Raw genomic sequence first — 12301 nt, forward strand, 5'->3', positions numbered from 1 at the left:
GCCCCACGCTCGCGTCAGCCGTTCTCCATCAGCGCCGCCAGCTGCTCGTTGGATTTCTTCAGCGCCACGGCGAGCGCGCCGTGCGCCTTGTCCCGCACGCGCTCCTTGCCCGGCGGGAAGACGGGGAACAGGTCGCGCGCCGCGTTCAGGCGAGACGACTTCAGCCACGCCATCAGATCCGGGTCGCGGACCCACGCGAGCGTTGCGACGTTGTCCTCCAACGTGTGCCGCAGCCAGTCGATCGGTGCGTCGGGGTGCGTGATCGGCGCGCACAGCCCGTTACGGGTGGCGTCGTCGTCGTAGGCAGCCTCGACGTGCGCGATGAACGCCGAGCTGAACACCTGCTGACAGCTGCGCACGCTCTGCAGCGTGATCCGGTCGCCGTCGAACACAGGCACCGACGGCGGACGCGGCAGGCCTTGGGTGGTGCAGTCGATGTACAGCGACGGCCGCGCCGCCACGTGTCCGCTGCGCAGCGCGACGCGATCGTGGTCGACGTGCTCGACGTGGCCGAGTCGCACCACGTCCTCGATGAGCCGCAGATGCTCAAGTTCGCGTTGCGACACGATCGCGCAGTGGTACATGGTGGGCTGCACCGACGGGTCGAGGCGGAACAGGATCTGCGCGGCCTCCAACCGAGCGAAGAGGTCCTCGCGTGACGTCGCTGCCGAAATCGCTTTCATGCGTGCGTCGATCGACGCACGCAGCGGTGCGACAGACTCTTGTCCGGGTTGGATGTTGGCGCGATTGAGAAGCCACGAGTCGCGCGGCATCACCCACCGCACGGCGGTCGCCGCAACCCCGTTGCGCAGCAGCCACAGACAGCAGTCCATGCCCGTCTTGCCACCACCGACGATCGTGAAATGTTCATGGCCCGCCGCGCGGCGCGGAAGGTCGTTGGGTGCGACGACGTCGATGCCGTCGGCCACGGAGAACGGTGCCGGTCGCATCGACTGCACGATCGTCAGCAGATAGGTCGCGTCGACGGTGCGGCGCCGGACGGAGACCGTGTGCACCTGGCCGTCGAGGGTGCGAATCCTGTTGTCGCCCAGGTATCGCGTCATCGGGTAGTAGGCGACACGGCCGGTGGGCAGCATGTGGTTGCGCATCACCTGGTCGTAGTAGGCGCAGACCTCGTGTCCCGTGGCTAGCTCGAAAAACCCTTCGTTGTAGCCACTCTGGTCGATCATGTCTTCGTTGCCCAGGGCGTGCGAGTTCACCCCGTAATACGCCGACGGCTGATGCAGCCGGACGAACGGGTATACGGAGTTCCAGTGCCCGCCGGGCTGGTGGTTCTCGTCGACGAGGACGATCGTGGCGTCCGTTTCGGCGAGCAGGGTGTCGACGAACGCCATGCCCATCGCACCTGCCCCGACGACGAGGTAGTCAGCTTCGATGCGGGTCATCTCGCGCCACGGTACCCGTCAACCCGCGGACAGACACAGGAACGACCCCAACTCGACCAGCCGGTCGGGGGTGCCCGGCAGGTACTCGGTCAGCTGGTCGGAGCGCACGATCACCGCGAGGTACTTCGCCCGACTGACCGCGACGTTGAGACGATTCCTGTTGAGCAGGAACGCGATTCCGCGGGGTACGTCGTCGATCGAGGATGCCGTCATCGACACGAACACGACTGGTGCCTGCTGGCCCTGGAATTTGTCGACGGTGCCGGCGCGCACGTCGGTCAGCCCGGCCGCGTCGAGTCGACGACGCATCAGCACCACCTGCGCGTTGTACGGCGTCACGACGAGAAAATCGCCCTGGCCAAGCGGTCGGCTGCCCTTCTCGTCGGTCCACGACGTGGAAAGGAGCGCCTCGATCTCGGTGACGATCGCGTCGGCCTCCTCGGGGCTTTCGTTGGCGTTGCCGAGATGGTGGACGGCGAGCGTCCGGACGCCCGGGCTGACACCGTCGAGTGTGCGCGCCGCGGTGACGGCCTCGTGGGAGCGCAGCCGGCCGTCATAGGACAGCCTCGACACGGCGCTGCACACGTCGGGATGCATGCGGTAGGAGCGGTCCAGGAAGTATCCACGCTCCGGTGGCAAGGTGTTGTGTCCGGCGACGAGCCAGCCGAGTGCGGAGCCGTCGACGGGTTCGGGATGGGTGCCCTGGCTGACCTGGGGGAGCTGCTGCGGATCGCCGAGCAGCAGCAGATTCCGTGCGGCGCGCGATACCGAGACGGTGTTGGCGAGGCTGAACTGGCCAGCCTCCTCGATGACCAGGAGATCCAGGCTGTCTCGTCCGAACTTGTTGGCATTGGCGAAGTCCCACGCGGTGCCGCCCACCACGCAGCCGTCCTGGCAGATGAATTCGGCGTAGTCGTCACGGTCGAGCTCGGTCCATCCGGTGCTCACGGTGTGCAGCTTCTTGCCGACCCGTGCGCCGTCGACCCCGGCCTTCATGATGTCGCCGAACAGGTTCTCGACCACGGCGTGCGACTGCGCGACGACCCCGATCTTCCACCGGTGTTCGGTGACGAGTGCGGCGATCACCTGTGCTGAGGTGTAGGTCTTCCCGGTGCCGGGCGGGCCGTGCACGGCGAGGTAGGACGAGTCGAGATCCAGTAGCGCACCGGTGATGTCGGCGACGGCGTCACCGGTACGCGGTAACGGGGTGGCGCTTCGGGTGCGCGGCGGGCGCCGCAGCAGGATGTCGGTGAGCCCGTCGGCGGGCAGGTTCGGCAGCCCCGCCGCGACCAGGCCGGCGGTGTCGGCGACGGCATCCTGCAGCATCGCGGTGCTGATCGGCGGGCCCGGGGTCAGAGCGAACGGCACCTGGCTGAAGACTTCTCCGCCTTTGGGTTGCCGCTCCACGATGACGACTTCGGTTGGCGCGTCAGGGTCGTCGCACTCGGTGACCATCACCGACGCGAAGCCTCGCCGGTCCGGATCGTCGGCTAGCCCGGTCGGTGACGGCGGGTCGTAGAGCGCATACATGTCCCGCGCGAGGTCACCCGCGGCGATTTCGCCGAACAGCTTGAGATGGCGTTGCGGTTTCCGCGCCCGCGGCGGGGTGTGCCAGTCGGCGACGATCTCGTGGTCCTCGGCGATGAACACATTGGTGTCGTCGGCCCATTCGTCGACGGGGTTGTTGATCCGGTCGAAGTGGCCCCACCAGAAGGGTTTGTCTTCCCGCTTGTGAAAGCCTTTGGCGGCGGCCATCATTGCGACGGCGACCTGCTCGGGGGTGCGGTCGTCGATGCTGTCGCCGGCGAACTTGAGCAGCGCGCGTTTCACGTCGTCGATCTGCGCTGCTTCCCTCGCAGTGGTCACCGGGACGGGTCCGCGCGGCGGGACGCCGGATTCGATCGCGCGGGCCATCAACCAGTCCCGCAGCCGCCGAGTCGAGCGGCAGTCGTAGTGGTTGTACTCCTCGATCCCTTTAAGCACGGTCGCGGCGTCGTCCGGGCGACCGGCGTCACGCAGCTCGCAGAAGTGCGCATACTCGGTGATCGACGCCGTGGCTGTCGTGACGTCCCCGTCGCGCAGCTCGTTGCCCATGTACAGCGGTTCGAGCGATTTGATGCTGTAGTTCTCGGTCCCGACCCGGATGCTCTTGCGCACCAACGGATACAGGTCGACGAGCACGCCGTCGCGCAGCAGCTCGTCGATCTCGTGTTCACCCTCGCCGTAGCGTCCCGCCAACCGCAGCAGCGTGCTCTTCTCGTATGCGGCGTAGTGGTAGATGTGCAGGCCGGGATAACGCTTGCGGCGCTTGCGCACATAGGACAGGAAGTCCTTCAACGCTTTCCGCTCGTCGGCGCGGTCATGTGCCCAGAACGGCAGGAACTCGTCCGCGACGGTCAGCACGCCCCACAGGTATTCGAGGCCCCAGTCCCGGCCGTCGGTGGTCCACAGCGGGTCACCCTCGAAGTCGAAGAACAGGTCGCCCTTGTCGGCATCGGGCAACACCATCAACGGCTGCGTATCGACGAGTTCGTAGGGCGGCTTCCCGTCGACCCGATCCGCGATCTGCAGCCGGGCCTGCGAGGTCAGCGCGGTGACGCTACGTGTGGACAGCTCCGGCACCGGGCCTCGATGGGCGGCGAGCTCCTGCACCGTGGTGATGCCGGCGTCGATCAGCCGTGCCCGCTGGCTGACCCGCATGCCCGCGACGAGCAGCAGATCGTCGTGCGCGCGGACCTGGGTCTCGCATTCGGCACACCGGAAGCAGGCCCGGATGTGCTCGTCCTCCCACGCGACCGCGCGGCCTCCGGCGAGGTGGCTGTCGAGCAGATGCTGCAGCGCGTCGCGCCGTGGGCGGTAGACGGGCAACAACTCGGCGACGGGATAGCTCACGACGGTGCTGTCGCCGAGGACCAGATCAACCTCGGGAGCGACCGGAACACCTGCGGCGGTGAGGGTTTCGATGTAGGCGGCCATCTGCAGCAACGCCTCGACCTTGACTGAGCGGGCGAGCTTGGTGTCGCGCAACCGGTAGCGCTGGTCGTCGGGGCCGCCTTCAAGAACAAGGAAATCGGCAAAGCCGGCGAACCGTCCGTCGAACATCGCCGCCTGGTAGACGATCGGGGCGCGGTTCTCGACGGCGCGCCGCGTCTGTTCGGCGGCCGCCGTCAGCCCGGCGACGGTGTACGGGGGCCGGCCGATGATCGCGACGTCGGAGGTCAGCTTCAGCTCGTCGAGGTGGCGCTGCTCGTGCTCGTCGCCGAGCGTCGCCGTGCGGGCAAGCAGTTCGTCGTCGCCGGAGACGTCGGGGCCCCAGCCGAGCCGGGCATCGAACGAGCGCAGCAGTGCGTACTCGCATCGCGCGGCGGCGGCGAGGTCGGAGGCGCTGTAGATGACCCTGGTTTCGCCATCTTGGGAGGCGACGAACACGCTGCCACTGTAAGCGAACTCACCGACACCCCCGCACCGCGGAATAGGATTCCCGGCTGCGACTCCGGGCGCGACGACGACCTGGAATCCTATTCCGCGAGAAGCTAGCCGGGCGTGTTGCCGATCAACTCCACGCCGCTGCCGTTCCAGCGGAATTTCACGATGCTGTCCAGGCCCGGCACGTCGCCGGAATACTTCAGTGCGACGGTGTCGCCGGTGGTCTGCGTGGTGTCGAGGCCGTTGAAGCCGTAGGTGTCGGGCACTCCGGTAGGGATGAACTTGCCCTGGTGGAACAGCACCGCGCGGGTGTTCGCGTTCTCGGCATTGCTGTTGGCCTTGATGATGACGGCAGACAGCTGCGCACACACGTTGTAGTTGCCGGCCAGCGGTTCGGGATTCCAGCCCTGGCTGCTGCGCGGATCGCGGGGCAGCGACGACACCGCCTTCGAGATCTCCGGGGCCGCCAGGTCGGTGGCGCACGGGTCTTCGGCGGGGGCTGGGCCTGGCGGAGGTCCCAGCGTCGGGGCCTGCGGGTCAGCGGGCGCGGCCGCCGCGGGGGTCGTCTGGTCCGGGGTCTTGGACGCCGTCGAATCGCCCGAGCTGCACGCCGTGGTGGTCAACACGACAGCTCCCAGGAAGGAGCCGATCACCGCCGCCCATTTCACAGTTGGGCACCGTACCGGCCGCGCGCGGGCATCGCAGCTAGGCGCGCAACGGGCACCTGAGGAAGCGCGGCGGGACGACGCGTCGATTGGCACTAGACTTCAACGACGATGACGTCCTCAAATGCGGAGCCAGAGCCCGCAGATCTGACCTTTGCTGACCTGCAGATACACCCAGCGGTGCTGCAGGCAGTTTCCGACGTCGGGTACGAGTCGCCGTCACCGATCCAGGCGGCGACCATCCCGGCGATACTCGAGGGCTCCGATGTCGTCGGGCTCGCTCAGACCGGAACCGGCAAGACCGCGGCCTTCGCGATCCCGATCCTGTCGAAGATCGACATCGAAAGCCGTAACACGCAGGCTCTGGTGCTGGCGCCGACTCGTGAGCTTGCGTTGCAGGTCGCCGAGGCTTTCGGCCGTTACGGCGCCCACCTGCGCGTCAACGTGCTGCCCGTTTACGGCGGCTCGTCCTACGTGCCGCAGCTGGCGGGGCTCAAGCGCGGGGCGCAGGTCGTCGTGGGCACCCCCGGCCGCGTGATCGACCATCTGGAAAAGGGCAGCCTCGACCTCTCGCACCTGGACTATCTGGTGCTCGACGAGGCCGACGAGATGCTGCAGATGGGTTTCGCCGAGGATGTCGAGCGCATTCTCGCCGACACCCCGGAGTACAAGCAGGTGGCCTTGTTCTCGGCGACGATGCCGCCGGCGATCAAGAAGATCACCGCCAAGTACCTTCACGATCCTGTCGAGGTGACGGTCAAGTCCAAGACGCAGACCGCCGAGAACATCACGCAGCGCTATTTCCTGGTGTCCTATCCGCGCAAGATGGACGCGCTCACGCGACTGCTTGAGGTCGAGCAGGGTGACGCGATGATCGTGTTCGTCCGCACCAAGCAGGCCACCGAGGAGGTCGCCGAGAAGCTGAAGGCGCGCGGGTTCGCCGCGGCGGCGATCAACGGCGACATCGCGCAGGCAGTGCGTGAGCGCACCATCTCCGCACTCAAGGACGGTTCGATCGACATCCTGGTCGCGACGGACGTCGCGGCCCGCGGTCTGGACGTCGAGCGCATCTCCCACGTGGTGAACTTCGACATTCCCCACGACCCGGAGTCCTATGTGCACCGCATCGGGCGTACCGGGCGGGCCGGCCGGTCGGGGACGGCGCTGCTGTTCGTGACGCCGCGCGAACGCCATCTGCTGAATGCGATCGAGCGGGTGACGCGGCAGAAGCTGGTCGAGTCCGAGCTCCCGTCGGTCGACGACGTCAACGAGAAACGCGTCGCGAAGTTCAGCGATTCGATCACCGACGCCCTCGCCAAGCCGGGGATCGATCTGTTCCGCACGCTGATCGAGAGCTACGAACGCGACCACGACGTCCCGATGGCCGACATCGCTGCGGCGTTGGCGTTACAGAGCCGCGACGGGGCGGAATTCCTGATGACGGAGCCGCCTCCGGAGAAGCGCCGCGAACGGCCGGACCGTGCCGACCGGGGCGACGGGCCGCCGCGCAAGCCCCGTGAGCGTCGCAGCGATCTCGCGACGTACCGCATCGCGGTCGGCAAGCGGCACAAGGTTGCTCCCGGAGCGATCGTGGGCGCCATTGCCAACGAGGGCGGGCTGCATCGCAGCGACTTCGGCCACATCACCATCAAGATCGACCACTCGCTGGTGGAGCTGCCGGCCAAGCTGCCGGGCAAGACCCTGAAGGCGTTGGAGAACACCAGAATTCAGGGTCAGTTGATCCAGCTCCAACCCGATCGCGGGCCGAAACCGCATCGGGGGAAGCCCAAGTCCAAGTGACGGTGTTCCGGCGCTCGCCAGGCCCGGACGTCGACACCGCCGGCGGACTGGAGTCGGTGACCACCGGACGCGTCGCGTCGCTCACCGGCATCCGTGCGGTCGCGGCACTGCTCGTCGTGCTCACCCACGCCGCGTACACGACCGGCAAGTACCCGCAAGGCTATGTGGGACTGGTGTATTCGCGGATGGAGATCGGTGTGCCGATCTTCTTCGTGCTCTCGGGTTTCCTGCTGTTCCTGCCGTGGGTGAAGGCCGCACATGCCGGCACTCCGGCGCCGTCGGTGACCCGCTATGCCTGGCATCGGGTTCGGCGGATCATGCCGGCGTATGCGGTCACCGTCGTCGCGGCGTATCTCGTCTACCACTTCCGCACTGCGGGGCCCAATCCCGGGCACACGTGGGAGGGGTTGTTCCGCAACCTCACGCTGACTCAGATCTACACCGACAACTACCTGTATTCGTTTCTGCACCAGGGACTTACCCAGATGTGGAGCCTCGCGGTCGAGGTCGCGTTCTACGTCGCGCTCCCGCTGCTCGCCTATCTGTTGCTCGTCGTGTTGTGCCGGCGGCAGTGGCGGCCGGGTCTTCTGCTGGCCGGGCTGGTCGTGCTGGCGGCGGTGTCTCCGGCGTGGATGTGGTTGGTGCACACCACCGATTTCCTCCCCGATGGCGGGAAGCTGTGGCTGCCCGGGTACCTGGCGTGGTTCGTCGGCGGGATGTTGCTCGCGGCGCTGCAACCGATGGGAGTGCGCGCGTATGCGTTGGTGTGCGTCCCACTGGCCCTGGTGAGCTATGTCATCGTGTCGACGCCGATCGCGGGGGAGCCGACGACTTCGCCTGCCGAATTGCGTGAGGCCTTGGTGAAGACGGCCTTCTACGCCGCGATCGCGACGCTGGTGGTGGCGCCGCTGGCATTGGGCGACAGAGGCGTGTATTCGCGGTTGATGGCCAGCCGGCCGATGGTGTTCCTGGGGGAGATCTCGTATGAGATCTTCCTGATCCATCTCGTCACGATGGAACTGGTGATGGTCGAGATCGTGCGGTATCCGATCTATACGGGGTCGGTGTGGATGCTGTTTTCCGGCACGCTCGTGATCACGATTCCGCTGGCCTGGCTACTGCACCGGCTCACGCGGGTGCGCAGCTGAGCGGCCACTCCGACCCGCGAGATAGTTAGGTTAAGCTGACCTAACTAATTCGCAACAAGGGGTGATGAGTCCATGACGGACACCAAGTTGTCGCGCGGGTTCGCCGGCGCGGTGCTCAAACTGCTGCGTGCGGGTGATTACGAGCTCACGGTCACCGGACGCACCGAGGTCAGCCCCCATTACCTGCGGCTGAGCTTCCAGGCCGGCGGCCTGCTGGCGGACCGGTCTCTGCATCCCACCCAGTGGATCAGGATGTGGTTCTCCGACGGAGACAAACTCCATCAGCGGGGCTACACGCTGGTCAATCCCGACCCGGCCAACGACACCGTTGACATCGAGTTCGCGCTGCACGACGGCGTCGCGTCCCACTGGGCCGAAGCGGCCCAGCCTGGCGACACGATCGAGGCGACGGTGCTGGGCAGCAACTTCGCCCTGCCGGAACCGGCGCCTGCCGGCTACGTGATCGTCGGCGACACGGCGTCTCTGCCTGCGATCAACTCGCTGCTCGACGCCATCGGCGATGCGCCGGCGCAGATTTTCCTTGAGGCCGCCCACGACGACGACAGGCAGCTGCCGGTGCGTCGGGTCGCAGGCGTGACGTGGGTGGATCGCGACGGATCCGGGGACCCGTTGGTCGCGGCCGTGACGTCGGCGGCGTTCGACGCGTCGGATTACTTCGGCTGGGTCGCGTGCGACAACCGAACCACGCGCGCCGTGGCCAAACTCCTGCGCGAGGACTTCAAGATCCCGCGCAAGTCCATCAAGGCGCAGGCCTACTGGGTGGCTTGATCCACCTGGCTTTTCGGGAGGACGGTCGGGACGACGAACTCCTCGAGCATGGTGCGCTCGTCGGCTTCGTCGTGGCCGGGGAACAGCATCAGCGATGTCATCACCCGCACCAGCCAGCGGGCGCGGTGGGCGACAGATCCATTTCCGGTCGCTCCGCTCGCCCCGACGTCGGCGTCCTCGGGTCCCAGAGAGATGACGAACGCCTCGGTCAACGCCTTGATCACTTCGGACTCTTCGGCCATCTCGGCGCCGATCGGGCGCTGGGTGGTGGCGAACCACGATGACAGGGCAGGGCTTTCGCGCACGTTGCGCAGTGACGCGAGCAACCCCTCGATCAGGCGTTCCCGCGGGTCGCTGATGGACATGATCTGGTCGGTCATCTCGCGGTAGAGCCGATAGCTCTCCCGGTGCACGTATGCGGTGTAGAGGGCTTCGCGGTTCTCGAAGTACCGGTACAGGGTCGCCCGTGAACACCCTGCGGCCGAAGCGATCTCGTTCATTCCCACGGTGGCCGCCGCCTGGCCGGCGAACAGTTCACCGGCGGCGTCGAGGATCCGGTCGGCCGCCACTTCGGTGCGCCGTCCCGCCAGCCAGTCGCCGGCCATCAGCGCACCACCGTGAACGGCAATGACACCGGCCGCCGGACGTAACTACCACCGGCCCAGACGATTCCGGACTCGTCGACCTCGAAATCCGGGATGCGCGTCAGCAGTTCGGTCAGCGCGACCCGCGATTGCATGCGCGCGGCGGCCGCGCCGAGGCAGTGGTGCGCACCGTGGCTGAAGGTCAGGATGTTGCGCGGCCTGCGTGTGACGTCGAGTTCGCCTGCGTCGTCGCCGAACTGGCGCTCGTCACGGTTTCCGGAGCCGTAGAGGAACATTGCGCGGCGGCCCTCGGGGATGGTCACGTCACCGATCGTGACGTCGCGCGTCACGGTGCGGCCCAGCATCTGCACGGGCGAGGTCAGCCGAAGGAATTCGTCGACCGCGTCTGGAATCAGCTCCGGGTCGTCGGCCAGCAGCCGGCGCTGGTCGGGCCGTTGATGCAGCAGTTGCACTGAGCCGCCGAGCATTCCGGTGGTGGTGTCGTTACCGCCCGTCACCATCGTGAAGGTGAACGCCAGGATTGACAGCACGCCGGAGATGTCGCCGTCCGCACCGACACCGGCCGCGACGAGGTGGGAGACCGTATCGTCTTCAGGTTCGATTCGGCGGCGTTCGATCAGTGACGTGAAGTAGCCCATCATCTCGCCGAGGGCGTCCCCGAGCGTCTCCAGCGCACCGCCGATTCCGGCCTCGCTCGTGTTGGCGGCGACGATCGCGTCGGTCCAGGCGTCGAACTTGCCCTGATCCTCGTCGGGCACCCCCAAGTAGTGCGCCACCACCATCGACGGCAGCGGCTTGAAGAGCTCGGCGACGATGTCGCCGCCGCCGTCGGCTTTGATGCGCTCGATGCGGCTGACGACGTACTCGCGGACCTTGGGCTCCACGGCTTCGACCTGTCGCGGGGTGAAGCCGCGCGCGACGAGCTTGCGGAACTCGGTGTGCACCGGCGGGTCCTGCATGACCATGGGCGGGTTGTCCGCCAGACCGATGAGGTCGAGCTCGCCGTAGTTGACGGTCAGCCCCTGCGCCGACGAGAACGTCTCATGATCGCGGGCACTGGCCCAGATGTCAGCGTGCCGGGACAGCACGTAGTAGTCACGCTCTGGGTGGTCGTCGGGAATGACATGGTGCACGGGATCGTGGTCGCGCAGAGCCCGGTACATCGCCCACGGTTCGCGCCAGGTCGTTGCATCGGCCAGTTCGAACCGCGGAGAACTGTGAGACAAAGTCGCAGTCATGTCTTATTCGTAAAACAATGACTCTCAGATGTCAATCCTTGGGGTTGTGTAGAGCGTTGGTCAGAGCAGCGCGCTGGGGGCCTGGACCCCCATCGCGCCGAGCACATCGGCCAGTTTCCGGTCGAGGCTCCGGCCGACGGCGGCGACCTCGGGGTTGGTGCCCAAACTCCCGAACAGCGTGCTGGGCTGGTCGAACACGAGCGTGCCCTGGCCGTCGTCGTCGGCGTAGAGGAACAGGCGAAGAGGCGCGTACAGCATGGCAGCCGGTTCGTGGCGGTACATCTGCTCGGCGATCGTGTGATTGCCCGCGAGGTACTCGGTTCCGTACCGATGGGTGTTCGAGGTGCGCATCAGCGCTTGGACGTCGAGGCCGACGAAGCGCATGAGGCCCAATGGCGCGACCTCTTCGGCCAGAGCCAGGTTCTCCTCCCAGGTCTCGAGTGCCTGGAAGCGTTGCGAGTCGATCGGCGGTACGACCCTTTCGAATTCCGTGACGGCCGCGCCGTAGGGCATGCCCAGTGGGACGGTCAACCGTCGGATCGTGTGCTCGGTCGCCGTGATGTCGAGTGCTGTGGTCATGCCTCGACAGTAGAAGTTCAATGAATGAAGTTCAATGATCTACAGACCACTCACAGCGTGATCGTCATGCCATGCCGGGGCCGACGGTGTGAGGCGCTAGGCCACGTCCTCGAACGGTTCGAGCAGGCGGTGGGGTTTCGTCAGCAGGCGGCTGATTCGATCTGTGCGGTCGGCGTCGCGCGATTTCGAGCGGCGCGGGTGAACTTCGAGATCGCGGGGCGGGGGGATGACTCCGCACCTGCTGCAGTTTCCCAGGGGTGTGAGCCGGCCACCGCAACCGAAGTGGACGATGGGCCGGCGAAGGTCGGTATCGACGTAGAACTCGTTGCCCCAGTTGGTCATTGACCATAGGACTGGCCAGAGCAGCTCGCCCTTGGGGGTCAGTGTGTATTCGCTGCGGCCGCTCACAGCGACCGATGTGGTCATGATCCCGTGCTCGACCAGCAGTTTGAGACGTTCGGTCAGTACCGCAGGCGGAAGGCCCAGGTGTTCTCGGAAGTCGGTGAACCGGGTGACGCCGAAGAATGCATCACGGATGATCAACAGAGTCCACCGCTCGCCGATCACCTCGAGGGAACGGGCCACCGGGCACAGCTCATTGTCGTACTCCCGCCGCAACGCCATGCGGCGATCCTACCCAACTAG

General features: G+C 66.5%; 10 protein-coding genes. 3 read left to right on the plus strand and 7 right to left on the minus strand.

The window, feature by feature from the left end:
- Window positions 1-14 precede the first annotated feature (14 nt).
- The 3 genes from P9A17_RS16695 to P9A17_RS16705 form a co-directional block, all read right to left on the minus strand.
- On the minus strand, window positions 15-1406 hold the full coding sequence (locus P9A17_RS16695) for an FAD/NAD(P)-binding protein (protein ID WP_278039731.1): 1392 nt from the start codon (window positions 1404-1406) through the stop codon (window positions 15-17).
- 18 nt (window positions 1407-1424) lie between these two features.
- Window positions 1425-4835 carry a TM0106 family RecB-like putative nuclease gene (locus P9A17_RS16700; protein WP_278039732.1) on the minus strand — a complete coding sequence of 1137 codons (3411 nt, stop codon included), beginning with the start codon at window positions 4833-4835 and terminating at the stop codon, window positions 1425-1427.
- A gap of 104 nt (window positions 4836-4939) precedes the next feature.
- Window positions 4940-5500 (minus strand): LppP/LprE family lipoprotein, encoded by a 561-nt coding sequence (locus P9A17_RS16705; protein WP_278039733.1) that lies wholly within the window; start codon window positions 5498-5500, stop codon window positions 4940-4942.
- A 108-nt stretch (window positions 5501-5608) separates the two neighbouring features.
- Between P9A17_RS16705 and P9A17_RS16710 the strand changes: the two genes are divergently transcribed.
- The 3 genes from P9A17_RS16710 to P9A17_RS16720 all read left to right on the plus strand — a co-directional run bounded on the left by P9A17_RS16710 (window position 5609) and on the right by P9A17_RS16720 (window position 9234).
- Window positions 5609-7297: a DEAD/DEAH box helicase gene (locus P9A17_RS16710; RefSeq protein WP_278039734.1), complete on the plus strand. Its 1689-nt coding sequence runs from the start codon at window positions 5609-5611 to the stop codon at window positions 7295-7297.
- 47 nt (window positions 7298-7344) lie between these two features.
- Window positions 7345-8445 (plus strand): acyltransferase, encoded by a 1101-nt coding sequence (locus P9A17_RS16715; RefSeq protein ID WP_278039893.1) that lies wholly within the window; start codon window positions 7345-7347, stop codon window positions 8443-8445.
- Window positions 8446-8517: 72 nt separating this feature from the next.
- Entirely contained in the window at window positions 8518-9234 is a 717-nt protein-coding gene (locus tag P9A17_RS16720; RefSeq protein ID WP_278039735.1) for a siderophore-interacting protein, read from the plus strand.
- On the opposite strand, the gene P9A17_RS16725 is transcribed toward P9A17_RS16720, so the two are convergent.
- The 4 genes from P9A17_RS16725 to P9A17_RS16740 all read right to left on the minus strand — a co-directional run bounded on the left by P9A17_RS16725 (window position 9219) and on the right by P9A17_RS16740 (window position 12280).
- Window positions 9219-9839, minus strand: coding sequence for a TetR/AcrR family transcriptional regulator (locus P9A17_RS16725; RefSeq protein ID WP_278039736.1), 621 nt, complete (start codon window positions 9837-9839; stop codon window positions 9219-9221). The two genes, P9A17_RS16720 and P9A17_RS16725, sit on opposite strands and share 16 nt — an antisense overlap.
- Window positions 9839-11077 (minus strand): cytochrome P450, encoded by a 1239-nt coding sequence (locus P9A17_RS16730; protein WP_278039737.1) that lies wholly within the window; start codon window positions 11075-11077, stop codon window positions 9839-9841. The genes P9A17_RS16725 and P9A17_RS16730 overlap by 1 nt, the downstream gene beginning before the upstream one ends.
- Before the next feature lie 60 nt (window positions 11078-11137).
- On the minus strand, window positions 11138-11656 hold the full coding sequence (locus P9A17_RS16735; protein WP_278039738.1) for a DUF302 domain-containing protein: 519 nt from the start codon (window positions 11654-11656) through the stop codon (window positions 11138-11140).
- A 96-nt stretch (window positions 11657-11752) separates the two neighbouring features.
- Window positions 11753-12280, minus strand: a complete 528-nt coding sequence (locus tag P9A17_RS16740) for a helix-turn-helix domain-containing protein (RefSeq protein ID WP_278039739.1) — start codon at window positions 12278-12280, stop codon at window positions 11753-11755.
- Between the last annotated feature and the right edge of the window lie 21 nt (window positions 12281-12301).

The organism is Mycobacterium sp. 236(2023) (genome assembly GCF_029623955.1).
Lineage (GTDB): Bacteria > Actinomycetota > Actinomycetes > Mycobacteriales > Mycobacteriaceae > Mycobacterium.